The 22,369-nt window shown below is 66.7% G+C and carries 20 protein-coding genes and 3 tRNA genes; 18 read left to right on the top strand and 5 right to left on the bottom strand.

Going from position 1 to position 22,369, the window contains the following annotated elements; all coding sequences use genetic code 11:
- The first annotated feature begins 3 nt into the window (after positions 1–3).
- Genes hemF through rng form a run of 6 tightly spaced genes read left to right on the top strand, consistent with a single transcriptional unit; the run spans position 4 to position 5,037 of the window.
- Complete coding sequence (hemF, locus tag AACH00_RS15855) at positions 4–924, top strand: oxygen-dependent coproporphyrinogen oxidase (protein WP_341400180.1); 921 nt, start codon at positions 4–6, stop codon at positions 922–924.
- 4 nt (positions 925–928) lie between these two features.
- The gene (gene nadD, locus AACH00_RS15850; protein ID WP_341400138.1) at positions 929–1,543 is read left to right on the top strand and encodes a nicotinate (nicotinamide) nucleotide adenylyltransferase; all 615 of its coding nucleotides are present in this window, start codon (positions 929–931) and stop codon (positions 1,541–1,543) included.
- Positions 1,544–2,365: a ribosome silencing factor gene (rsfS, locus tag AACH00_RS15845; protein ID WP_341400137.1), complete on the top strand. Its 822-nt coding sequence runs from the start codon at positions 1,544–1,546 to the stop codon at positions 2,363–2,365.
- A 46-nt stretch (positions 2,366–2,411) separates the two neighbouring features.
- Complete coding sequence (gene rlmH / locus AACH00_RS15840; RefSeq protein ID WP_341400136.1) at positions 2,412–2,879, top strand: 23S rRNA (pseudouridine(1915)-N(3))-methyltransferase RlmH; 468 nt, start codon at positions 2,412–2,414, stop codon at positions 2,877–2,879.
- A 9-nt stretch (positions 2,880–2,888) separates the two neighbouring features.
- Positions 2,889–3,518, top strand: a complete 630-nt coding sequence (locus tag AACH00_RS15835) for a Maf family protein (protein ID WP_341400135.1) — start codon at positions 2,889–2,891, stop codon at positions 3,516–3,518.
- Positions 3,519–3,564: 46 nt separating this feature from the next.
- On the top strand, positions 3,565–5,037 hold the full coding sequence (gene rng, locus AACH00_RS15830; protein ID WP_341400134.1) for a ribonuclease G: 1,473 nt from the start codon (positions 3,565–3,567) through the stop codon (positions 5,035–5,037).
- Between the two features lie 24 nt (positions 5,038–5,061).
- Here the strand turns inward: rng and AACH00_RS15825 are convergent, their stop codons facing one another.
- Complete coding sequence (locus AACH00_RS15825) at positions 5,062–5,991, bottom strand: aldo/keto reductase (RefSeq protein ID WP_341400133.1); 930 nt, start codon at positions 5,989–5,991, stop codon at positions 5,062–5,064.
- A 5-nt stretch (positions 5,992–5,996) separates the two neighbouring features.
- Positions 5,997–7,736, bottom strand: coding sequence for a lipid A export permease/ATP-binding protein MsbA (gene msbA, locus AACH00_RS15820; RefSeq protein ID WP_341400132.1), 1,740 nt, complete (start codon positions 7,734–7,736; stop codon positions 5,997–5,999).
- Positions 7,737–7,873: 137 nt separating this feature from the next.
- Here msbA and tolB point away from each other — a divergent pair, with 137 nt between their 5' ends.
- From tolB to AACH00_RS15780, 8 genes are all read left to right on the top strand, one after another.
- The gene (gene tolB / locus AACH00_RS15815) at positions 7,874–9,169 is read left to right on the top strand and encodes a Tol-Pal system beta propeller repeat protein TolB (protein ID WP_423221949.1); all 1,296 of its coding nucleotides are present in this window, start codon (positions 7,874–7,876) and stop codon (positions 9,167–9,169) included.
- A 74-nt stretch (positions 9,170–9,243) separates the two neighbouring features.
- The gene (pal, locus tag AACH00_RS15810; protein WP_341400131.1) at positions 9,244–9,795 is read left to right on the top strand and encodes a peptidoglycan-associated lipoprotein Pal; all 552 of its coding nucleotides are present in this window, start codon (positions 9,244–9,246) and stop codon (positions 9,793–9,795) included.
- Between the two features lie 4 nt (positions 9,796–9,799).
- Positions 9,800–10,591 carry a tol-pal system protein YbgF gene (gene ybgF, locus AACH00_RS15805; protein ID WP_341400130.1) on the top strand — a complete coding sequence of 264 codons (792 nt, stop codon included), beginning with the start codon at positions 9,800–9,802 and terminating at the stop codon, positions 10,589–10,591.
- The gene (locus AACH00_RS15800) at positions 10,588–11,391 is read left to right on the top strand and encodes a tRNA threonylcarbamoyladenosine dehydratase (protein ID WP_341400129.1); all 804 of its coding nucleotides are present in this window, start codon (positions 10,588–10,590) and stop codon (positions 11,389–11,391) included. The genes ybgF and AACH00_RS15800 overlap by 4 nt, the downstream gene beginning before the upstream one ends.
- A 55-nt stretch (positions 11,392–11,446) precedes the next feature.
- A tRNA-Lys gene (locus AACH00_RS15795) sits at positions 11,447–11,522 on the top strand.
- Between the two features lie 46 nt (positions 11,523–11,568).
- Positions 11,569–11,644 (top strand) — tRNA-Lys (locus AACH00_RS15790).
- A gap of 171 nt (positions 11,645–11,815) precedes the next feature.
- The gene (locus AACH00_RS15785) at positions 11,816–13,369 is read left to right on the top strand and encodes a methyl-accepting chemotaxis protein (protein WP_341400128.1); all 1,554 of its coding nucleotides are present in this window, start codon (positions 11,816–11,818) and stop codon (positions 13,367–13,369) included.
- Positions 13,370–13,492: 123 nt separating this feature from the next.
- On the top strand, positions 13,493–15,466 hold the full coding sequence (locus tag AACH00_RS15780) for a methyl-accepting chemotaxis protein (protein ID WP_341400127.1): 1,974 nt from the start codon (positions 13,493–13,495) through the stop codon (positions 15,464–15,466).
- 15 nt (positions 15,467–15,481) lie between these two features.
- Here AACH00_RS15780 and AACH00_RS15775 read toward each other — a convergent pair whose 3' ends face one another.
- The gene (locus tag AACH00_RS15775) at positions 15,482–16,993 is read right to left on the bottom strand and encodes a methyl-accepting chemotaxis protein (protein WP_341400126.1); all 1,512 of its coding nucleotides are present in this window, start codon (positions 16,991–16,993) and stop codon (positions 15,482–15,484) included.
- 233 nt (positions 16,994–17,226) lie between these two features.
- Here AACH00_RS15775 and AACH00_RS15770 point away from each other — a divergent pair, with 233 nt between their 5' ends.
- The 4 genes from AACH00_RS15770 to AACH00_RS15755 all read left to right on the top strand — a co-directional run bounded on the left by AACH00_RS15770 (position 17,227) and on the right by AACH00_RS15755 (position 19,537).
- Positions 17,227–17,865 (top strand): biliverdin-producing heme oxygenase, encoded by a 639-nt coding sequence (locus tag AACH00_RS15770; protein WP_341400125.1) that lies wholly within the window; start codon positions 17,227–17,229, stop codon positions 17,863–17,865.
- Positions 17,862–18,722, top strand: a complete 861-nt coding sequence (locus tag AACH00_RS15765) for an SDR family NAD(P)-dependent oxidoreductase (protein WP_341400124.1) — start codon at positions 17,862–17,864, stop codon at positions 18,720–18,722. The genes AACH00_RS15770 and AACH00_RS15765 overlap by 4 nt, the downstream gene beginning before the upstream one ends.
- Positions 18,706–19,302 (top strand): DprA-like winged helix domain-containing protein, encoded by a 597-nt coding sequence (locus tag AACH00_RS15760; protein WP_341400123.1) that lies wholly within the window; start codon positions 18,706–18,708, stop codon positions 19,300–19,302. Before AACH00_RS15765 ends, AACH00_RS15760 begins: the two co-directional genes overlap by 17 nt.
- Positions 19,303–19,461: 159 nt before the next feature.
- A tRNA-Lys gene (locus AACH00_RS15755) sits at positions 19,462–19,537 on the top strand.
- A 289-nt stretch (positions 19,538–19,826) separates the two neighbouring features.
- Here the strand turns inward: AACH00_RS15755 and AACH00_RS15750 are convergent.
- Positions 19,827–20,813 (bottom strand): Bug family tripartite tricarboxylate transporter substrate binding protein, encoded by a 987-nt coding sequence (locus AACH00_RS15750; RefSeq protein ID WP_341400122.1) that lies wholly within the window; start codon positions 20,811–20,813, stop codon positions 19,827–19,829.
- 47 nt (positions 20,814–20,860) lie between these two features.
- Positions 20,861–22,348 (bottom strand): aldehyde dehydrogenase (NADP(+)), encoded by a 1,488-nt coding sequence (locus tag AACH00_RS15745; protein ID WP_341400121.1) that lies wholly within the window; start codon positions 22,346–22,348, stop codon positions 20,861–20,863.
- Between the last annotated feature and the right edge of the window lie 21 nt (positions 22,349–22,369).

The following is a 22,369-nucleotide window of genomic DNA, read 5'->3' as shown; positions in this document are numbered from 1 at the left end:
AGCATGGACACCCAGGCCCTGCGGGCCTATTTCCTCGACCTGCAGGCGCGCATCGTGGCGGCGGCGGAAGCGCTCGACGGCTCCACCTTCCTCACCGACGCCTGGCAGCGTGAGCCCGGCGGCCGGCTGGAGGGCGACGGCGTCACCCGCCTGATCGAGAACGGCCATTTCTTCGAGCGTGGCGGCTGCAACTTCAGCCATGTGAAGGGCAAGCAGTTGCCGCCGTCGGCCACCCAGCACCGGCCTGAGCTGGCAGGTGCCCCGTTCGAGGCCATGGGCGTGTCGCTGGTGTTCCACCCGCGCAACCCGCATGCGCCCACGGTGCACATGAACGTGCGCTGCTTTGCTGCACTGCCCGAGGGCCGCGAGCCCGTGGTGTGGTTCGGCGGCGGGATGGACCTGACGCCCTACTACGGCGAAGAGGCAGACGCTGCGCATTTCCACCGCAGTTGCCGCGACGCCCTGGCGCCGTTCGGCGACACCCTGTTCCCCCGCTTCAAGGCCTGGTGCGACGAGTACTTCTTCCTGAAGCATCGCAACGAGCCGCGCGGCATCGGCGGCATCTTCTTCGACGACTTCGCCGAGCTGGGATTCGAGCAGAGCTTCGCGATGACCCGGGCCGTGGGCGATGCCTTCATCGGAGCGTATTTCCCGATCGCCGAGCGCCGCCGCGACACGCCGTACACCGAGGCGCAGCGTGATTTCCAGGCTTACCGCCGCGGCCGTTACGTCGAATTCAACCTGGTGTTCGACCGCGGCACGTTGTTCGGTCTGCAATCGGGCGGCCGCACCGAGGCGATCCTGATGTCGATGCCGCCGGTGGTGAACTGGCGCTACAGCTGGCAGCCGGAACCCGGCACGCCCGAAGCGCGGCTCTACACCGACTTCCTGCGCCCGCGCGACTGGGCCGACTTCCCGGCCTGACGCCATGAGTACGCCGCCGCTCAGCCTCGGCTTGTTCGGTGGCAGCTTCAACCCGCCGCACCTGGCGCACCTCGCCTTGGCGCAGTTGGCTCGCGAACAGCTGCAACTGGACGAGCTGCGCTGGGTACCCGCTGGTGCGCCGTGGCAGAAGCCGGCTGGCGTGCTGGCAACGGCTGAAGACCGGCTGGCGATGGTGCGCCTGCTGGTGGGGCAAGAGCCCGGCATGACGGTGGATCAGCGCGAGTTGGATCGGCCCGGCCCCAGCTACACGATCGACACCGTGAGGGAGCTTCAGGCCGAGTTTCCGGGCCTCAAACCCTGGCTCATCATCGGGCAGGATCAGTACGCCCGACTCGACACTTGGCGGGATGCGGCACAATTGAGGGTTCTGGTGCGATTTGCCGTGGCTGCCCGCGACGGTGAAACACCCCGGCCCCCCGCCAGTTGGGCGGGCTTGTCGCATGACATGCAGGTGCTGCCTTTGCCGCGCATCGACCTGAGTGCCACCCGGATACGTGAGTGCGTCGCTGCTGGACAGCCTGTTTCCCCGCTGGTCGGTGATGCTGTGGCGCGCTATATTGAACAACACCGCCTATACCGGGTGCCCCCCGGACACTGAATGGACATCCGCAAACTCCAACGCACCATCGTCGATGGTCTCGAAGACGTCAAGGCCCAGGACATCGTGGTCTTCAACACCGAGCACCTGTCGCCGCTGTTCGAGCGCGTGATCATTGCGTCCGGCACCAGCAACCGCCAGACCAAGGCGCTTTCCTCCAGCGTTCGCGTGGCCGTCAAGGCTGCCGGCATGGAAGTGCTGCGCACCGAAGGCGAAGACAACGGTGAATGGATCATCGTGGACTGCGGTGCGGCGGTTTGCCACATCATGCAGCCCGCCATCCGCGACTACTACCGCCTGGAAGAAATCTGGGGCGGCAAGCCGGTCAAGATGAAGCTGGGCGAAGCCAAGACCAGCCTGGTCAAGGCTTCGGTGGAAGAAGACGAGGCACCGGCCAAGAAGTCGGCTGCCAAGGCCCCCGCAAAGACTGCTGCCAAGACCGCCGCCAAGAAGGCTGCCCCGCGCAAGACCGCCACCGCCTCGTCGGCTGCTGGCAAGGCTGCCCTGGGCGCTGCCGCCAAGCCGGCTCGCGCCGCCAAGGTGGCCGTGGAAGAAGCTGCACCCCGTGTGGCCGTGAAGAAGTCGTCGGCACCGCGCAAGGTGACGGTCGGCACGACCACCGCAGCCAAGGCTGCGGCCTCCAAGACGCCTGCCAAGAAGGCACCGGCGAAGAAGGCGGCCGTGAAGACCACGGCAGGCACCACCACCGCGGCCAAGAAGGCCCCGGCGAAGAAGGCTGCACCGATGAAGACCATCGTCGTGAAGCCCGTGACGAAGAAGTCGTCGGCAGCCAAGTCGCCGGCCCGCAAGTCGGCTCGCTGATCGAGCAAGCCCGCCTTCGGGCGGTGCCTGACGCCAGGGAGTTGCCGTGCGTTTGATGATTGCCGCCGTCGGGCAGCGCCAGCCTGCCTGGGCCGACGCTGCCTATGAGGACTTTGCCAAGCGCTTCCCGCCCGACATGCGGCTGGAGCTCAAGGCAGTCAAGGCCGAGCCGCGTGGCTCCAGGACAGCTGAGCAGCTGATGGCGGCCGAGGCGCAGCGCCTGGAGGCCGCCATTCCGAAGGGTGCGCGCCGGGTGCTGCTCGACGAGCGTGCCACCCGCATGACCACGGCCGATCTGGCCAAGCGCTTCGAGTTCTGGCTCAGTGATGGCCGCGACGTGGTCTTCTTCATTGGCGGCCCGGACGGCCTGGACCCGCAACTCAAGGCTACGGCCGACGAGAGCCTGCGGCTGTCTGACCTCACGCTGCCGCACGCCTTCGTGCGCGTGCTGCTGGCCGAAGCGCTGTACCGCGCCTGGTCGCTGCGCAACGGCCACCCTTATCACCGCGAGTGAACCCTGCGCATGGCCACCACTGCCCCGAAGCACGAGTTCGTCTACCTGGCCTCGCAGAGCCCGCGCCGCCGGCAATTGCTCGACCAGCTCGGCGTTCGCCATGAGCTGCTGCTGCCGGGCGAGGACGAAGACGCCGAAGCGCTTGAAACCACCCGGCCGGGCGAGCTGCCACTGGCCTATGTGGAGCGCGTCACCCTGAACAAGCTGGGCGCCGCGCGTGCCCGGCTGAAACAGCGTGGCCTGGCTCCGGCGCCGGTGCTGTGCTCGGACACCACCGTGGCCCTCGGGCGCCGCATACTGGGCAAGCCGGCCGATGCGGCTGAAGCCACGGCCACGCTGCGCGCCTTGTCAGGCTGCAGCCACCGCGTGATGACGGCGGTGGCCCTGTGGGACGGCCGGCGCAGCGCCGTGCTGGTGAGCGTGTCGCGGGTCACTTTCGCCGAACTGCCCGATGCATTGATCGCCGATTACGTGGCCAGCGGCCAGCCTTTTGGCAAGGCCGGCGCCTATGCCGTGCAGAGTGCGCTGGCGGGCTGGATACCGGCGATCGCCGGGAGTTACTCCGGTATCATGGGCTTGCCCCTTCACGAGACCCGGCAACTGCTGCAAGACGCCCGCGTACGCATCGAGATGCGCTGAGGGCGCCGAGCCTGAGCGGGGTCGACAACGACAATCGCCGCCGTTCATGCATGACATCCTGATCAACTGGGCTCCTCAGGAGACCCGCGTCGCCATCATCGAGAACGGCGCCGTCCAGGAGTTGCATCTTGAACGCACCCTGGAACGTGGCCTGGTCGGCAACGTCTACCTCGGCAAGGTCGCCCGTGTGCTGCCCGGCATGCAAAGCGCCTTCATCGACATCGGTCTGGAGCGTGCTGCCTTTCTGCATGTGGCCGACCTGCACACCAGCGGCTACAACGGCCGCAGCGACACCTCGCCGCCCACGCCCATCGAGAAGCAGGTGTTCGAGGGCCAGACCCTGCTCGTGCAGGTCATCAAAGATCCCATCGGCACCAAGGGTGCGCGCCTGTCGACTCAGGTGAGCATCGCCGGTCGCATGCTGGTGTTCCTGCCGCAGGACAACCACATCGGCATCTCGCAGAAGATCGGCTCGCCCGAAACCCGCGAGCAACTGCGGGCCCGCATGCAGGCCCTGGTGGGCAAGCCGGAAGAGGGTGGTGGCGGCGGGTTCATCCTGCGCACCAATGCCGAGGAAGCGTCTGACACCGAGCTGGGCGATGACATCGCCTACCTGCGCAAGGCCTGGGCACAGATCCGCCAGAACGCCAGCCAGCGGCCGGCCGGCAGCCTGCTGCACCAAGACCTGAGCCTGGCCCAGCGTGTGCTGCGCGACCTGGCGACCGAGCACACCCAGAGCATCCGCATCGATTCGAAGCTGCAGTTCGACCAGCTCAACGAGTTTGGCGCCGCCTACATGCCGGCCTCGCTCAGCAAGCTGGTGCACTACAGGGGCGAGCGGCCGATCTTCGACCTCTACGGCGTGGAGGAAGAGATTGCCCGGGCGCTGGCGCGGCGGGTGGAATTGAAGTCGGGTGGCTACCTGATCATTGACCAGACCGAGGCCCTGACCACGGTGGACGTGAACACCGGCGGCTATGTGGGTGCGCGCAATTTCGACGACACCATCTTCAAGACCAACCTGGAAGCGGCGCTGGCCATTGCCCGCCAGCTGCGCCTGCGCAACCTGGGCGGCATCATCATCGTCGACTTCATCGACATGGTGCGTGAAGACCACCAGCAGTCGGTGCTGAGCGAGTTCCGCAAGCAACTCGCCAAAGACCGCACCAAGACCACCGTGAGCGGCTTCACCCAGCTCGGCCTGGTGGAGATGACCCGCAAGCGCACCCGCGAAAGCCTGGCCCACATGCTGTGCCAGCCTTGCCCCACCTGCGAAGGCAAGGGGCAGGTGAAGACCGCGCGCAGCGTTTGCTACGACATCCTGCGCGAGATCCTGCGCGAGGCGCGGCAGTTCGATCCGAAGGAGTTCCGCGTGGTGGCCAGCCCCTCCGTCATCGAGATGCTGCTGGACGAAGAAAGCGCCCACCTGGCCGATCTGTCGGCCTTCATCGGCAAGCCGATCTCACTTTCGGCCGAGCCCACCATGAATCCCGAGCAACACGACATCGTGCTGCTCTGACGGGGTTGGCTGCTGGCTGAACGCTCAGGCCACCTCGTGGCCGGCCGCGGCTTGCCAGATGCGGTACCAGTCGTCGCCAGACAACTGCAGCTTCGTAGCAGCCATGGCCTCATCGGCGGAAGCCAGCCGGCTGGAGCCGATCACCGGGATCGGCCGGCTCGGGTGGCGCATCAGCCAGGCCAGTGCCAGCGTGGCGGTGTTCACGCCCAGCCGGGCACCGATCTCGCCCATCACCCAGCGCACGCGGTGGGCCTGCTCGGTATCAGCATTGAACAGACGGCCGCCCGCCAGCGGCGACCAGATCATCGGCCGCAGGCGCAACTGCTGGGCCTGATCCAGCGTGCCGTCGTCCAGCGCGGCCAGGTGCAGCGGTGAGCATTCGATCTGGTTCGTGGACAGCGGAATGCGGCTGTGCAGCAGCGCGAACTGGCTCGGGGTGAAGTTCGACACACCCACATGCCGCACCTTGCCGCTGGCCTGCAGGCGCTCGAATGTGCGGGCGAGCTCGTCCGCATCGAGCAGCAGGTCAGGGCGGTGGATCAGCAGCAGATCGAGGTGATCGGTGTGCAGCGCCTTCAGCGAGTTTTCCACCGAGGCGGTGACATGCGCCGCCGAGGTGTCGTAGCTCTTGAGGCTGTGGCCCGGGCGGTTGGGCGTCACCAGCTTGATGCCGCATTTGCTGATGAGCTGCATCTGCTGGCGCAGGCCGGGTTCGCGGGCCAGGGCCTCGCCGAACAGGGCTTCGACGGTGTAGCCGCCGTAGATGTCGGCATGGTCGAAGCTGGTCAGACCGCGCTCGATGTTGCCGTTGATCCAGCTCAGGCGTTCTTCAACGCTGAAGCCCCAGTCGCCCAGGCGCCAGGCGCCGGCCACCACCGGTGACAGAGTGAGCGGCGTGCCGGTGCCGGTGCCGGTGCCGGGCGCTGGGCTGGAAACGGAGTTTGTGTGGGGCATGGGTTTCAGTTCCGGAATTGCATCGCGTGCAGACGGGCGTACAGGCCGCCCGCTGCCAGCAGTTGGGTATGGCTGCCTTGCTCGACCACGCGGCCGGCGTCCATCACCACGATGCGGTCAGCCCGCTCGATGGTGGCCAGGCGGTGGGCAATGACCAGCGTGGTGCGGCCGGCCATCAGGCGGTCGAGGGCCTGCTGCACCAGGTGTTCGCTTTCGGCATCGAGCGCCGAGGTGGCTTCATCAAGAATCAGCAGGGCGGCGTTCTTGTAGAGCGCCCGTGCAATCGCCAGGCGCTGGCGCTGGCCGCCCGAGAGCTGGCTGCCGTTGTGGCCCACCGGGCTGTCCAGGCCTTGCGGCAGGCCCTGCACGAAGTCCCAGAGGTTGGCGCTGCGCAGGGCGGCTTCGATGCGCTGCGTGCGCTCCGGGCCGGGGCTGGTGTCGCCCAGCGCCACGTTGTTGCCGATGGTGTCGTTGAACAGCACCACGTCCTGGCTGACCAGCGCGAACTGGCGGCGCAGGGCGCCCACATCCCAGTCGCGCAGGGCCACGCCGTCGAGCGCCAGCTCGCCGCTGCTCGGCTCCACGAAGCGCGGCAGCAGGTGCACCAGGGTGGATTTGCCCGCGCCCGACGGGCCGACCAGCGCCACGGTTTCGCCCGCAGCCACGTCCAGGGTGACGCGGTCGATGGCAGGGGCCTGGTCGGCCCGGTACTGCACGCTCACGTCGCGCAGTTGCAGCCGGCCTTCAGCGCGGGCTGGGGCGTGGTTGCCGCCGGCTTCTGCCGGGGTGTCATCGATCAGGTCCATGCCGCGCTCCAGCGCCATCAGGCCGCGGGTGATGGGCGCCATCACGTCAGACAGGTGCTTGATCGGCGTGATCAGCATCAGCATGGCCGTGATGAACGAGACGAAGCTGCCGACCGTCTCGCCATTGCTCTGGGCCTGCCACAGGGCGACGACGATGACCATCGACATCGCACACGAGGCCAGGATCTGTGTCAGCGGCGTGATGCTGGCGCTGGCGGCCACCGACTTCAGCAGCAGGCGGCGCAAGGTCTGGCTGGTGGCCTCGAAGCGGCCCGCTTCAACCGGCGTGGCGCCGTGCATGCGCACGATGCGCCAGGCCAGCACGTTTTCTTCCACCACATAGGCCAGTTCGTCGGTGGCCGTCTGGCTGGCGGCGGTGAGCTTGCGCAGGCGCTTGCCCACGGTGCGCATCACCCAGCCCACGGCCGGCAGCAGCACCGACACCAGCAGCGTCAGCTGCCAGTTCAGCCACATCAGATAGCCGAACAGCCCCACCAGCGTCAGCGAATCCTTCACCAGCGTGTTCACGCCGGTCATCAACTGGTGCGAGCCGTTCTGCACCTCATACACCAGCGTGTTGGTCAGGCTGCTGGCGCTCTGGCGGGTGAACAGCTCGGGCGCGGCCTTCAGCAGGTGGTCGAACATGGCGGTGCGCAGCGACACCACGCCCTGGTTCGAGGCCCACGACAGCGCGTACTGGGCGATGAAGCTGGCGATGCCGCGCACGGCGAACAGGCCCACCACCGCGACTGGAATCAGCCACAGCGGGATCTTGCCGCCATGGAAGCCCTGGTCGATCAGCGGCCCCATCAGGTAGGCCGTCAGTGGTTCCGTGGCTGCGATGAAGATCGACGCGAATGCCGCCAGCCCCCAGGCACCACGGCTGGCCTTGAAATGAGGGGCGAGGCGCTTCAGGCGCTGGGACAGGGAAGAGGACATGAAGAAACCCGGGCTGCCGGACATCCGGCCCGGGCGCGATTATCGGTGTCTGAGACGCAGTGCACAGGCGTGTTGCCTACAATCACGGCTTGACCACACAACACTTTCTGCGCCTGCAGGGAACTCTGCATCCGCACATGACTCGATCATCCTCCATGTGGCAACGACGACATTGGCTGGCCGCTGCCGGCGGCCTCGCACTCACCCCCGCTCTGCCAGCCCTGGCGCAATTCAGGGTTGAGATCTCCGGCGTCGGCGCCACGCAGCTGCCGATCGCCTTGCTGCGCTTCCGCGATGAAGCGTCGGCGCCCCAGGCGATTTCCCCGGTGATCCGGGCCGACCTGGAGCGCAGCGGCCTGTTCCGCTTCGTCGACACCCCGCTGCAGATCGACGAAACCGGCCTGCCGATGTATGCCGACCTGCGCAGCCGCGGCGCCGATGCGCTGGTGGCCGGCTCTGCCACCAAGCTGGTCGATGGCCGGTTTGATGTGCGCTACAAGCTCTGGGACGTGGTGAAGGGTGCCGACCAGGGCGGTCAGAGCATGGCCGTGCCGCCGGCTGACCTGCGCCTGGCGGCCCACCGCATCGCTGATGCCCTGTATGAAAAGCTGACGGGTGAGAAGGGCGTGTTTGCCACGCGCATCGCCTACGTCACCAAAGGCGGTGGCCGATACACCCTGCGCATTGCCGACGCCGATGGCGAAGGCGGCCAAGTCGCCCTGACCAGCCCCGATCCCATCATCTCGCCCGCCTGGTCGCCTGATGGCAAAGAGCTGGCCTACGTGTCGTTCGAAACCCGCAAGGCCGTGGTCTGGGTGCAAGACACCTCCACTGGCGCACGCCGCCAGGTGGCGAACTACAAGGGCTCGAACTCGGCCCCGGCCTGGTCGCCGGATGGCCGCACGCTGGCCGTGACGCTGTCGATGGAAGGCGGCTCGCAACTCTTCCTGCTGAACCGCGATGGCAGCCAGCCGCGACGCTTCACCCAGAGCCAGGCCATCGACACGGAACCCGTGTTCAGCCCGGACGGCAAATTCGTGTACTTCGTGTCTGACCGTGGCGGCTCGCCGCAGATCTACAAGCAGGCCGTGGCCGGCGGTGGTGCCGAGCGCGTCACCTTCAACGGCAGCTACAACATCAGCCCGGCCATCAGCCCGGACGGCCGCACCCTGGCCTTCGTGCAGCGCCAGGGTGGCAGCACCTTCCGCGTGATGACGCTGGACCTGGCCAGTGGCAACAGCCAGGCCGTGAGCGACACCAGCGATGACGAAAGCCCGAGCTTTTCACCGAACGGCCGGTTCATCATCTACGCCACCCGTGCACAGGGCCGCGAAGTGCTGATGACCACCACGCTGGATGGCAAGGTCAAAACCCGCCTGCTGACCAGCGGGCAAGACATCCGTGAGCCGGTCTGGGGCCCCTTCGGGCGCTGATCAGCCGGTCACTCCATTTGATCCAATTCGATTCGCTTCGATTCAATTCTTTCCTCTCCAAAAGGGACTCCACCATGATCAAGACCTCCTCTTCCCGCCTGGGTTTGGCTTCCGCACTGCTGGTGGCCCTGCTGGCTGCCGGTTGCGCCTCCAGCGTCAAGCTGGACGGCCCGGCCCCGGTTGAAAACCGTGACGCCAACGCAGGCGCCAATGCCAACGCCGGTGCCAACGCAGCGGGCAATGCCCAGAGCAATGTGGCTACGGTTGATCTGGGCGCCAAGTCGGCGGCCAACGGCGGCGCTGACCGCATCGTCTACTTCGACTTCGACAGCTTCGTGGTGAAGGACGAGTACCGCGGCGTGGTGGAAACCAATGCCAAGCAACTCAATGCCAATCGCCAGAAGCGCGTGAGCGTGGAAGGCCACACCGACGACCGTGGTGGCCGCGAATACAACCTGGCCCTGGGCCAGAAGCGTGCCGAGGCGGTGCAGAAGTCGCTGACGTTGCTGGGCGTGCAAGCCTCGCAAGTGGAAGCCGTGAGCTTCGGCGAAGAGCGTCCGGCGGCCACCGGTGCCGACGAAGCCGCCTGGGCCAAGAACCGCCGTGCTGAACTGAAGGACCGTTGAGATCATGTCGGCACGCAGCCTGATGCGCCACGCCGCCCCGGCCTTGCTGGCTTTGGCGGCCCTGGTGGCCATGACCCCGGCGCGGGCCGGCTTGTTTGACGACGACGAGGCGCGCAAGGCCATCCTGGACTTGCGCACCCGCCTGACGCAGGGCGACGAGCAGCGCGTGGCCATGGCCGCGCAGCTCAAGCAGCTGACCGAGCAACTGCAGCAGTTGCAGCGCAGCCTGCTGGACCTGAACAACCAGCAGGAGCAGACCAAGGCCGAGGTGGCGCGCTTGCGTGGCCAGGACGAGCAGCTCGCCCGCGACGTGGCCGAGATGCAGCGCAAGCAGAAGGACATCGTGGTGGGCGTGGAAGACCGCATCCGCAAGCTGGAGCCCCAGCCGGTGTCACTCGATGGCCGTGACTTCACGGCAGATGCCGATGAGAAGCGCGCCTACGAAGACGCGATGGCCGGTCTGCGCAATGCCGATTTCGACAAGGCTGCGGCTGCCCTGCAGGCCTTCCTGAAGCGCTATCCGGCCAGCGGCTACGTAGATTCCGCGCGTTATTGGCTGGGCAACGCCCAGTATGGCCAGCGCAACTACAAGGACGCCATCGCCACTTTCCGCGGTTTTGTCTCGGCAGCGCCGGACCACCTGCGCGCGCCCGAAGCGCTGTTGGCCATGGCCAACAGCCAGGCTGAAACGAAAGACACCAAGACCGCTCGCCGCACGTTGGAAGAGCTGATCAAGCTCTATCCGAAGTCGGAGGCTGCGGCCGCCGGCCGTGAGCGCCTGCCGAGCCTGAAGTGAGCGTTAGCACCGTGGCGGGCTTGCCCGCTGTTGATGACCCCGATCTGGAGCGCCGCTTCGGCGGATTGCGCCGCCTCTACGGTGATGCCGGCTACACCCGGCTGCGCGCACTCCGGGTGGCGGTGGTGGGCTTGGGCGGCGTGGGCTCCTGGGCGGTGGAGGCCCTGGCCCGCAGTGGCGTGGCGCAGCTGGTGCTGATTGATCTGGACCAGGTGTCCGAGTCGAACATCAACCGGCAGATCCAGGCTGTGGGTCGCACCGTGGGCCAGAGCAAGGCCGACGCGCTGGTCGAGCGCATTGCTGACATTCACCCCGGCTGCGAATTGCTGGTGGTTGAAGACTTCGTCACGCCCGAGAACTGGCCAGCCCTGTTGCCGGCCGAGGTGGACGTGGTGCTGGACGCCTGCGACCAGGTGCGTGCCAAGGCGGCGCTGGCGGCGTGGTCGCGTGCGGCCAAGGTGCCGCTGGTGATGTGCGGCGCGGCCGGCGGCAAGCGCCAGGCGCAGGCGCTGGAAATCGACGACTTGTCAGCAGTGACGCATGACCCGCTGCTGGCGTCGCTGCGCAACCGGTTGCGCCGTGAGCATGGCGCCCCGCGCACCGGCCGCATCGGTGTGCGCTGCGTGTTCTCGCGCGAGGCCGTGGCGCAGCCCGAAGGTGCTTGTGATGTGGATGGCAGCCTGAACTGCCACGGTTATGGTTCCAGCGTGACGGTGACGGCCAGCTTCGGCATGGCCGCCGCAGGTGAAGTGATGGCGCTGGGCCTGGCCATCAAGGTTCCTGCAAAAGCTGAAATCTGAAGAAAACTTTGCGCGTTTCAGAATCTGTGTAATAATCATAGGCTCTGCCGCGAAGGGGTTGTTAGCTCAGTCGGTAGAGCAGCGGACTTTTAATCCGTAGGTCACTGGTTCGAATCCAGTACAACCCACCAAGCCTTCAGGCCTCAAAAACCTTCAGGCAAAACGCACAGCAGATGCGGGCTCTTAGCTCAGTTGGTAGAGCAGCGGACTCTTAATCCGTAGGTCGAGTGTTCGAGTCACTCAGGGCCCACCAAAATTGGAAAAGGACTTGTCGAAAGACAAGTCCTTTTTTCATTAGTCAGCCGCAACTGGCTGGCAAGAATTCCCCTCACGACTCAACTCCATCCCTTGCGTGCCGATAAACGCTTAACGGCGCCAACGTTCCCGGGCTGACCAGGCCGGCCACCAGTTGCCGATCAAAGGGATGGGTATGCGAGTTGCGATGGGAATTTCGGCGAGGCTGCTGTGCGTGGTGGCCGTTCTGGTGTCCGGCCTGCTGGCCGTTGGTGCGCTGGCATTTGTCAATCTGCAGGCGGTCTCGGAAAACGCTGACCTTGCCGAAAACCGGCGCGTGCCGCAACTCAATGACATCGCGCAGGTGGAGTTGAACATCACGCGGGTGTCATTGCAGTTGCGCCATGCCATCCTCGCTCGCACGCCCGAGGAGCGACGTCTGGCGCTGGGGGACATCGGTGCCAAGCGCGTCTTGATCGACAACGCCCTCAAGGATTACGCCGCTCGCCTGGACACCAAGGAAGGCCGTCAGCGCTTTGAGGCCTTGCCCGCGCTGGTCCGGAATTTCTGGGAGGCGGGTGAGGCCAATCTGGCGCTCATCCAGGCTGATCGCAAGGACGAGGCCTTTGCCTACTTGGTGGATAAAACCATTCCGGCTCGCAACAAGCTGCTGGTGGTGCTGGATGACACGGTGCGCTACCAGACGCGTGAGCTGTCCGGGGACATTGCACAGATCAACGACGCGGTTGGCACCACCTTGCGTGGGCTGGTGCTGGCATTTGCCGTGCTGAGTGCGGCGCTGGTGGCGTTTGCCTTGTGGTTGCGCGCCACCTTGAAGCTGCGCGTATCAGCGGCGCAAGGCGTGGCCGAGCGCGTGCGTGACGGTGACTTGAGCGGCGCAGTGAACGACGCCGCCCGCGATGAGTTGAGCCCCTTGCTCAGCGCGTTACGAGACATGCAGAACTCACTCACCGAGGTGGTGCAGAACGTGCGGCAAGGTGCTGAAAGTGTGTCCAGCGCGAGCGCGGAAATTGCGCAGGGCAATGCGGATTTGTCGTCGCGTACCGAGCAGCAGGCGAGCGCCTTGCAGCAAACGGCGGCCACCATGGCGCAGCTGGGCACCACGGTTCAGCACAACGCACAACACGCCTCCGAGGCGAACCGCCTGGCCGCAGAGGCCGCGAAGGTGGCTGCAGAAGGCGGCACCTTGATGAGCGAGGTGGTGTCCAACATGGGCGGTATTTCAGATGCTTCCCGCCGCATCGGCGACATCATCACCGTGATCGACGGCATTGCCTTCCAGACGAACATCCTGGCCTTGAATGCCGCCATCGAAGCAGCGCGAGCTGGCGAACACGGCCGTGGCTTTGCTGTCGTGGCCGGTGAGGTGCGTGGCCTGGCAGCACGCTCTGCTGCTGCGGCCCAGGAGATCAAGCACCTGGTTGCGACCAGCGTGGACCGGGTCGACCAGGGCTCGAACCTGGTGGCCAGAACGGGGCAGACCATGGAAGACATCGTCCGCTCGATCCAGCGGGTGACGGACATCATGGAAGAGATCAGCAGCGCCAGCCAGGAGCAAAGCCGCAGCGTGGTGGAGGTGGGGCGGGCCGTCGAGCAGATGGACCAATCCACGCAGGCCAATGCGGCACTCGTGGAGCAAGCCGCCGCGGCGGCCGAGAGCATGCGCAGCCAGGCCACCGGCCTGGTCGCTGCGGTGTCGGGTTTCAGGTTGCAGATGCACTGAGCGGACGCCTGCACCCGCGGAGCAAGCATTCCCCGCAGCATCCGATATAGAGACGTAGAGGATTCCTCACGTCCCAAGACAGGTCGTTTCCATGACCTGCCCACCTTCATTCAATGAAGCGCCATGACCTCATCGAACTCGCCTGCCCGAAAGCCTTCTGCCGCCAGTACGCCCTTGCTCTTGCGCCCGGGTGTGTACTTCTTCAGGAACCTGCGGTTTCCGGCCAAGGCGGCCGTCATCCTGACGTTCCTGGTGCTGCCGATGCTCCTGACGCTGGCCGTTCTTGTGGCAGACCGCCGTGCGGCCTGGCAAGCCACCGAGGCTGAGCGCACCGGTCTGGCCGCGATCCAGCTGGTGATACCGGCCACCGAGGCCACCCAACTGCTGCGGCGTGGCTTGATCGACCAGGCCAACGGCGTCGAGCGACCCGATCTGCCGGCCATCCGGGCAGCCTTCCAGCAGGCGTTGGACGCCTTGGACGCGGAAGGCAAGCCGAAGCTTGCCAGCCTGGGGGGCGCTGATGACCACTGGAAGGCGGTGGCGGAGGCGCGTCAGGCGACGGCGAACCAGGCCGCCGGCCTGAGTGCCGATGAAGTGCGCAAGCCCTTCGTGGCGCTGAGCCTGGCGCTCGGTGAGCTGACCCAGCATCTGGTCGATGAAAGCGGCCTGGCGCTCGATCCCGAAGGCGATACCTACTACCTGATGTTGGCCTCCACCGTGCACCTGCCCGACATGCTGGAGGGCATGGGTCTGACGCGGGGTGCCGTGGCCAGCTACATCAAGACGCCGCAGGCGCCGCAGCTGATGGTCGGGGCCACCCGCCTGGCGATCGACCGTGCCACCCTCGCGAAAGTGGAGGAAGACCTCCGGCACGCCATCAGCTTCAACCCCAGCCTGGAGCGGTTCAAGCTGGCGCAAGGCCTGACTGGCGCGCGCAACTACCTGAAGGCCGCAGAGGCGGTATTGAAAGATCCTGCGCCCGATGCAGCACTGTCAGCGTCGCTGGTCAAGGATGCGACCGTGGCCATCAAGGAGCTCGGCCAGACACAGCGTGCCATTGCCGCTGAGCTTGATACCTTGCTGAAGGCGCGTGCCGATCGGTTTGTGCAGCGCACCGTGATGGGGTTGAGCGTGGTGTTGGTGCTGCTGGCGGGTGGCCTCTATTTCTTCTACAGCTTCTTCCGCGTCATGCAGTCGGGCATGAAGACCATCGTGCGGCGCATGCATGCCATGGCCGCCGGTGACTTGACCGACACCTTGATCCCGAAGGGCAAGGACGAAACCGCCATCCTGATCGGTGCGCTGGCCAACATGCAGACTTCGCTGCGCTCGACCGTGCGTGAAGTGCGCGAGGCGTCGGAGTCGATCATCAACGCCGCGAACGAGGTGGCCACCGGCAGCATGGATCTGTCTCAGCGCACCGAGCAAGCGGCCGCCAACCTGGAAGAAACGGCGTCGGCGATGGAGCAGATCGGCACCACCGTGGCGAGCACCACCGACGGCGCTGCCAAGGCTGCGGGTGTGGCGACCGACAATGTGAATCTGGCGCGCCAGGGCGGGCAGGTGATCAGCCAGGTGGTCGGCACGATGTCGGAGATCCAGGAATCCAGCCGGCGCATCGGTGAAATCATCGGCGTGATCGACGGCATCGCGTTCCAGACCAACATCCTCGCCCTCAATGCGGCCGTCGAGGCGGCCCGGGCGGGTGAACAAGGGCGCGGCTTTGCCGTCGTGGCCAGCGAGGTGCGTTCACTGGCGCAGCGCAGCGCCGACGCCGCCCGCGAGATCAAGCAGCTGATCCTCAGCAGCGGTGAGCGCGTTGAGGTGGGCAACCGCATCGTCCATGAAGCCGGCACCACCATGAAGGCGATCGTCGACAGCACGGGCCACGTCGGTCAGCTGCTGCAAGCCATCGCCACGGGCGCGCATGAGCAATCGTCCGGCATCGCCCAGGTGGGCCTGGCCATCAATGAGCTGGACCAGATGACCCAGCAGAACGCGGCGCTGGTGGAGCAGACGGCGGCAGCGTCGTCAGCGATGCGCCAGCATGCACAGCAGCTCGCCAGTGCGGTCAACGCGTTCAAATTGCCGGCCTGAACCGGGCCCGTTGAGTCAGAAGAATTCGACGTTGGCGTTCGGGTTGTCAGCCGCGGGCGCGGCCTTTGGTGCGCTTACCGCCGGCGCGTTGGGTGCAGCTGGCTCAGCTGCTGCCTCGGCCAGCGTGCGTGGCGCGGTTTCGTAGGTCACCGCGTCCAGCTGGAAGCTGCCGAGCACGGTTTCCAGCTCCTTGCCCTGCTCGCCCAGATTGGCGGCAATGCGGGTCAGGTCACGCGCCATCACGGCGTTCATGGCTGACTGCTGATTCAGTTTCTGCATCGACGCGGTGACGCTGGCGATGCTGCCTGCATGCTCGCGCGTGTCGGCGGACAAGGTTTCGAAGGCTTGACCCACCTGTTGCACCGAGTTGAGGATCTGGCCCATCGTGAGGTCAGCTGACTTGACCAGCTTGGTGCCTTCGTCGATGGTGTTCATCGAGTTCTGGATCAGCGCGCGGATGTCTGACGCGCCGGCGGCTGCACGTTTGGCCAATGCCCGCACTTCGCTGGCCACCACCGAAAACCCGCGCCCGGCTTCGCCTGCACGGGCGGCCTCGACCGCGGCGTTCAAGGCCAGGATGTTGGTCTGAAAAGCGATGCCGTCGATCAGCGTGACGATCTCGGCGATCTTGCCCGAGTCGGCATGGATGGCCTGCATCTTGGTCATGACCTGGCTGAACAGCTCGGCACCGGCTTCCGCACGGCCGAGCGCTTCGTCCGAGACCTGCCGGGCCGCGGTGGCCGCGTCGGCGCTCTCCCCCACGATCATCGAGATCTGCTCCAGGCTCATCGCGCCCTCACGCAGTTCAGTCGCGGTGAGTTCGGCGCCGTCGCCCAGGGCGCGGCTGTTGTAGCTGATGTCACCGGAGGCATTGCGCACACCCTGCGAGGCCTGGGAGGCGGCCGTCACGGCCAGCGCCATGCGCTCCTGCACGCTTTTCAGCTTCTTGCCTAGCTCGGTTTCCGCGCGCACGGCGCCCAGGTTCAGCCGGATCTGCTCACCCCGGCCCATGGCCTTGACCAGGAAGTCGACGTCGCGCCGTTCGTCGTCGCGAAGTCGGGCCCGGGCCGTGGCCACCGACAGCCACAAGGCCTGCGCCAGCACGGCCAGGCTGGGCAGCCAGAGGGCCATCGCGGTCGGGTCACCGGGCAGCGCACCGGTCATCGTCAGCACCACGGGCGCGGCCGCCAGCCACACCCCGGCAGCCACTTGCAGGCCCATTTGCTGCAAGCTCGGCATGACGCTCAGCACGCCCATGGCCATCACCAGGTAGCCGGCTTGCCCGCTGCCCAGTATCAGCCAGCACGGCAGGGTACCTGCCAGCGCCAGCCCTACTGGCGCATCAGCCCCCTGACGAGGCCAGGTACGGCCACGCAGCCAGAACGCCAGCGGCGCGCAAGTGCCCACCAGCCAGCCCAATGAAGTGGCAGGTCCGCCCCATGCCGACCATAGCGATGCAGCGGCATGCAGCAGCATCAGCAGCGCCAGCGGCGAGCGGGGGACAGCAGCGATGGATTTGAGAAACATGGCGCGCGGGCCCGGCGATTTGTATTTCGGCAGGTTAGACGGGTGGTGGCCGCTCAAAGAGGCAATCAGGGCCGTGATAGCAGCGGTCCTCGATCGATCGATCTGTTTGTCCGGGTTTGCGGCGCGCGTGCTGCTGAATTCAGATGGAATTAAGGTGGGCTGAAGGTGTACGGGAAGGCAGGCGCGGAGACTTCCGGTTGTAGTTTCAATCTGACGTCCAGCGACGCCCATCCATGACACATGGCTCTCTGCTTCAGCCTTCGCCCGTCAAGGGCGCATCCCAGTTTCGTGGGCATGCCTTGCAAGTGCTGCGCCTCGCCACCGTGCCCTTCCATACCCAACTTGACGCCCATGCAGCCATGCGCCGCCTGCAGGAGCCTGATTGCAGCGCCGCTGATCTGAAGCTGGCACTGCTGTCCTTGCAGCGCCCTGTCCAGCTGATCGAGCAGGCGCTGGACGCCCACGGCTGTGATCTGTCGCAGGCCTTGGGGGTGCCCACCCAGCCCTGGAGCGACTGGCTGCGTGAAGACCTGCATCAGCTCGCGTCCGTGGAGGTGTCGCCTGTGCCTGAGCTGTCGATGCGGCCGGCGGGCCTGGCCACCGGCATGATCGACTGCCTGGGCTTGCAGTACGTGATGATGGGCTCGACGTTCGGTGCGACCTTCCTGGCCGATCAACTGGCGCGCAGCGGCGATGAGCGGGTGACAGCGTCGCGCTACTTCCAGCATGTGGGTTCGTTGCGCATCCACTTCCAGGGCTGGAGCCACACCTTGAACGGTCTGCTTTACAGCCAGCAAGAGCTGGACTGCATGGCCCAAGCCGCCTGCCGCGCCTTCTCGTTGTTCATCGACGCCTTGCCGGAGCGGCCATGATGACCCAGGGCGCGCGCGCGGCGGTGGTGCTGGGGGCTGATTCGGTGCTGGGCCAGACGGTGGTTCGCACCTTGATGGACGACGGCTTCCATGTGTATGCCACCGGCCATTCGCCGAATTACCTGGGCGTGCTGCGGCGCATGGGCGCCACGCCGGTGCAACTGGATCCGGCCTGCGACAGCGATGTGTTCGGGTTGTCGCGCCTGCTCGGCATGCTGCATCCGGCGGTCGAGGTGCTGGTGCATTGCGCGGCCGCCGATGTGGACATCCGCGCGGCCATCGACGTTCATCCGCATGAGCGCGGCTGCGTCGCCAGCCGCGGCGGCCTGGCCTGCGAGCGGCACTTTCTGGGCTTGACCCAACTGGTTCAGCTCTTGTTGCCGGCCATGCGTGCCCAGGGCCGAGGCCGCATCGTGCAGGTGAGTGGTGCGATGCGGGCCGGCACCACGCCGCAATCGGCCTGGGTTACGGCCAGCCAGAGCGCGCTGACGGTGTGGCTGGCCTGCCTGCGCATGGAGCTGCTGCCATTTGGCGTGCACGTGGTGCAGATTGGCATGCCGCCGCCCGGTCGATTCCCGTACCGCCGGGCCTTCGGCGAGAAACCCGGCATGGGGCTCGCCATGGTGGCTCAGCTGCTGCGCCAGGCGGTGCGCGCGCGCTCCCCGGCGGCCCACCTGACGCCGGGTTGGCAGCACCGGGCCGGCCAGCTCATCCAGCAAACCCTGGGGACGCGAGCTGCCTTGTGGTGTCGTGCCCGATGGCCGGTGAAACAGGCCGGGCGGGTCGACGCCGATGAGACGCGCCCGCAGCGCCAGCCGCTGCCCGACGAAGTGGATGTGCATGACCTATTCCATTGAGCGAGATGGGCCCGCCATCTGGCCCGGCCCGGCACTGCCGCCCATGCGCGTGCAACTGGAAGGTTTGACGGCCGCGGATGCCAGGACCTTCGGTACTTTTGTGCACCACCTGTTTGAAGACCACGGTGCCCGCTGGCAGTTGGTGGACAAGGGGCCGGTGGATGTCCGGGTGTCGCCGCCCATGGCTGCCAGGCAACGCTCCTGGTGGAGACAGCGCCAAGCCTTGCCGGTGGTGGTGCTCGACCCGGGCGAACTGGTGCCGACGGCGGGCGTGGTGGTGATGCTGCGGCCCCTGTCGTACGCCACCTTCAGGTTGGTGGCCGAGGTGATTCACCGCCACCAACAGCAGCGCCATGTGGCGGCCTTGGTGGCGGAAAGCCATCGCCGCTTTTCACTGGCGTCCTGGCCGCCGGACGACGCCCTTGCGCCCGGGCTGCCGATGCTGCGGGTCGTCAACATGCTCAGCGTGCGTCCGATGGGTGTGCGCAGCCTCGCTGCGGCCAGCGGCTTGCCCGTGGCCGATTGCCGGGCCTTGCTCAGCGAGCTGCTGTTGTCAGGCAGCGTGGTGGTCTCGCGCTGAGCCAGATCGGTTCGACACGAAATATTCGGCGGGGGCTTGCCAAAGCTGCTGAATCTGTCCTAGAATGCAAGGCTTGACGGGACGCGTGATTTGCAAATAACCACGCGGCTTTCAAAAAGAATTTGGTGATGTGCAGCAATGCACTCCCTTCCAAAAGAAGGGCTCTTAGCTCAGTTGGTAGAGCAGCGGACTCTTAATCCGTAGGTCGAGTGTTCGAGTCACTCAGGGCCCACCAAACATATCGTGTTGAAGATCAACGGCCTGACGGCAACGTCAGGCCGTTTTTCTTTGTCCGGCCCTTTTCTGCGTCCGCTTCTGCGTCGGCCGCTTCAGCGCCACAACACCTGCACCTCCAGCCACCGCCCTTCAGGCGCGGCCCGTGATCGGGGTGCGCCATCGAACCGACCCGACGAGGCGCGCAGGCTGGTGGCCTGCTTCCCGGTGTCCTTGCGTCTCTGTCGTCCAGGCGCGCGGTGCTGTTCGCCAGCGCACAGGCGCGCCGGGTTGAGCTGGGCCCTGGGGCCTCACTCTGCGCTGATGTTGCCCTTCTTCACCACGCTGGCCCAGGTCTGGCGCTGCTGGCTGAAAAAGCCGCTGAACTCCTGGGGCGTCATGGTGTAGACCTCGGCGCCTTGCGCCACCAGCCGTTCGCGCACCTCGGGCGAGCGGATGATGCGGGTCAGCTCGGCCGACAACTTCTGCAGCGCCGGAGCCGGAAAGTTGCGTGGCACCAGCAGGCCTTGCCAGGTGCCTGACTCGAATCCGGTCACGCCTTGCTCGGCGACGGTGGGCACCTGGGCCAGCAGCGGCACCCGGCTTGATTTGGACACGCCGATCACCTTTAGCTTGCCGCTCTGCACATGGGGCAGGGTGGCCAGCATGCCGTTCATCAAGACCTGCGTCTGGCCGGCGATGGTGTCCTGAATCGATTGCGAGCCGCCTTTGTACGGGATGTACTGCCAGCTGGCGCCGGTGGCCTGCTCGACGGCTGCGCCGGCCAGGTGCGGTGCACTGCCGATGGCGGTGACGGCGAAGTTCAGCGGCTCGCGCTGGGACAGTGCCACCAGCTCCTTGAGGTTGTTGGCCTTGACCGACGGGTGCACCACCAGCAGGTGCGGCGAGTAGGCCAGCATCGTCACGCCGCGCAGGTCTTTCGCGGGGTCAAACGGCAGGCGCTTGTAGACCGACGCAGAGATGGCCAGCGCCCCCACATCACACAGCAGCAGGGTATGGTCGTCGTTCGCCTTGGCCACCGCGTCTGCCCCGGTATTGCCATTGGCGCCGGGCTTGTTCTCGACGATGACGGTCTGGCCCAGCGCCTGCTGCAACGGCGTTGCCAAGGCGCGGGCGATGATGTCCGAGGAGCCACCCGGCGTGTAAGGCACGATGATGCGGATCGGCTTGGTGGGCCAGGCCGGGGCGGCCTGCTCCACGGCCAGGGCGTTGAGCGACAGGCCCGTGCCTGCCGTCAGGGCGGTGCAGGCGAGAAATCGGCGGCGTGTGGTGGTCATGCTGTCTCCTGTGTGTTGTGGTGTATCTGTCCGCGCTCAGCCTGTGCTCAGACCGGCCGTCCGCCGCGCTGCAGCAGCCAGGCTGGTGCGTCTTGCAGGCACACCGGCCGCAGGAAGCGCGACAGCGCGGCATCGCCCACCGAGGTGCTTTCCGGGCGGGTGCTGCTGGGCCACGGGCCGCCGTGTTGCTGGGCTGCCGTCACGGCCACGCCGGTGGGCACACCGGCGAACAGCACGCGGCCGGCGATGGCCATGGCGCCGCGCACCAGGGCGCGGTGGTCAGCGGTGTCGGTATGGGTGCCCCACAGCGTCACCGTGAGTGAGCCGCCCACGGCCTGCAGCACTTGCAGCGCTTCGCTCACATCGGCGGCGCGCACCACCAGGCTGCTCGGGCCGAACACTTCTTCGCGCAGGGCGGGCGTGGCCACGAAGGCCTGCGCGCTGGTTTGCGCCAGCACCGGGCGCGGTGGCTGGTCGGCAGCGGCGGGCTCGCTCAGCAAGAGCGTGGCGCCAGCTTCTGCCCAGTGGCCCACGCCGGCCTCAAACGCGCCGCGCATCGCGCGGGTGAGCATGGCGTGCGGCTGCTGGGTGGCCAGCGCCGTGCGCAACTGCTCGACAAAGCTGTCGTTGATCGCTCGGCCGCCGTCGCCATCGATCAGCACGATCACGCCCGGGTTGGTGCAGAACTGTCCGCAGCCCAGCGCGATGGAGCCGGCCAGCGTCGTGGCCAGGGCAGCGCCGTTGGCCGCCAATTCCGCCGGCGTGGCCACCACCGGGTTGACCGAGCCCAGTTCGCCGAAGAACGGAATCGGCCGGGGCCGCGCAGCCGCTTCAGCCGCCAGTGCCGCGCCGCCCTGGGTGGAGCCGGTGAAGGCACCTGCGGCGATGGCCGGATGGCGCACCAGGCGCACACCCACATCACGGCCGCCGCCTTGCACCATGCCGATCAACCCGGCGGGCAGGCCTTCGGCCTTCAGCACGCGTTGGCACAGCGCGAACACGGCCGCAGACAGCAGCAGGTGGCCGCTGTGCGCCTTGATCACCACGGGGCAACCGGCGGCCAGCGCCGAGGCGGTGTCGCCGCCCAGCACCGAGAACGCAAACGGGAAGTTGCTGGCGCTGAACATGGCCACCGGGCCCAGCGGCAGGCTCCAGCGCTGCATGGCCGGGTGCCCGGCGGGTGGCGGGCCGGCCACGGCGGGGTCGTCGACCCGAGCGAAGCTCTCACCGCGCTCGGCGATGTCGGCAAAGCGGCGCAGCTGAAAGGCCGTGCGGTCCAGCTCACCGTTCAGGCGGCCGGCACCCAGCGCCGTTTCCTGGTCGGCCAGCGGCACCAGCACCTCACGCTCGGCTTCCAGGCCGGCGGCCAGCGCGCGCAGCAGCTTGGCGCGGGTCTCGCCGGTGGTGGTTTGCCAGTCGGCAAAGGCGTGTGCGGCTGCACGGCAGTGGGCGTCGAGTGCTTCCGGGGTGGTGGCGTCGACGTGACCCAGCACGTCGCCGGTGCGTGCGTTGATGGCGTTCAGAACTTGTGTCATGGGATGGGGTGAGCTCGGTCT

Source organism: Ideonella margarita (assembly GCF_038066635.1).
In the GTDB taxonomy this organism is placed as follows: domain Bacteria; phylum Pseudomonadota; class Gammaproteobacteria; order Burkholderiales; family Burkholderiaceae_C; genus Ideonella; species Ideonella margarita.
The sequence above is the reverse complement of the archived record's forward strand: the minus strand, read 5'-3'. Positions and strand labels throughout refer to the sequence as shown.

Excerpts from the sequence above, each read along its gene's own strand:
- AACH00_RS15770 (WP_341400125.1), top strand. The coding sequence starts at position 17,227 with ATGACACATGGCTCTCTGCTTCAGCCTTCGCCCGTCAAGGGCGCATCC.
- AACH00_RS15765 (WP_341400124.1), top strand. The coding sequence starts at position 17,862 with ATGATGACCCAGGGCGCGCGCGCGGCGGTGGTGCTGGGGGCTGATTCG.
- ybgF (WP_341400130.1), top strand. The coding sequence starts at position 9,800 with ATGTCGGCACGCAGCCTGATGCGCCACGCCGCCCCGGCCTTGCTGGCT.
- AACH00_RS15745 (WP_341400121.1), bottom strand. The coding sequence starts at position 22,348 with ATGACACAAGTTCTGAACGCCATCAACGCACGCACCGGCGACGTGCTG.
- rsfS (WP_341400137.1), top strand. The coding sequence starts at position 1,544 with ATGGACATCCGCAAACTCCAACGCACCATCGTCGATGGTCTCGAAGAC.
- AACH00_RS15825 (WP_341400133.1), bottom strand. The coding sequence starts at position 5,991 with ATGCCCCACACAAACTCCGTTTCCAGCCCAGCGCCCGGCACCGGCACC.
- rng (WP_341400134.1), top strand. The coding sequence starts at position 3,565 with ATGCATGACATCCTGATCAACTGGGCTCCTCAGGAGACCCGCGTCGCC.
- hemF (WP_341400180.1), top strand. The coding sequence starts at position 4 with ATGGACACCCAGGCCCTGCGGGCCTATTTCCTCGACCTGCAGGCGCGC.
- msbA (WP_341400132.1), bottom strand. The coding sequence starts at position 7,736 with ATGTCCTCTTCCCTGTCCCAGCGCCTGAAGCGCCTCGCCCCTCATTTC.
- AACH00_RS15775 (WP_341400126.1), bottom strand. The coding sequence starts at position 16,993 with ATGTTTCTCAAATCCATCGCTGCTGTCCCCCGCTCGCCGCTGGCGCTG.
- nadD (WP_341400138.1), top strand. The coding sequence starts at position 929 with ATGAGTACGCCGCCGCTCAGCCTCGGCTTGTTCGGTGGCAGCTTCAAC.
- AACH00_RS15760 (WP_341400123.1), top strand. The coding sequence starts at position 18,706 with ATGACCTATTCCATTGAGCGAGATGGGCCCGCCATCTGGCCCGGCCCG.
- AACH00_RS15785 (WP_341400128.1), top strand. The coding sequence starts at position 11,816 with ATGGGTATGCGAGTTGCGATGGGAATTTCGGCGAGGCTGCTGTGCGTG.
- AACH00_RS15750 (WP_341400122.1), bottom strand. The coding sequence starts at position 20,813 with ATGACCACCACACGCCGCCGATTTCTCGCCTGCACCGCCCTGACGGCA.
- AACH00_RS15835 (WP_341400135.1), top strand. The coding sequence starts at position 2,889 with ATGGCCACCACTGCCCCGAAGCACGAGTTCGTCTACCTGGCCTCGCAG.
- pal (WP_341400131.1), top strand. The coding sequence starts at position 9,244 with ATGATCAAGACCTCCTCTTCCCGCCTGGGTTTGGCTTCCGCACTGCTG.
- AACH00_RS15780 (WP_341400127.1), top strand. The coding sequence starts at position 13,493 with ATGACCTCATCGAACTCGCCTGCCCGAAAGCCTTCTGCCGCCAGTACG.
- tolB (WP_423221949.1), top strand. The coding sequence starts at position 7,874 with ATGACTCGATCATCCTCCATGTGGCAACGACGACATTGGCTGGCCGCT.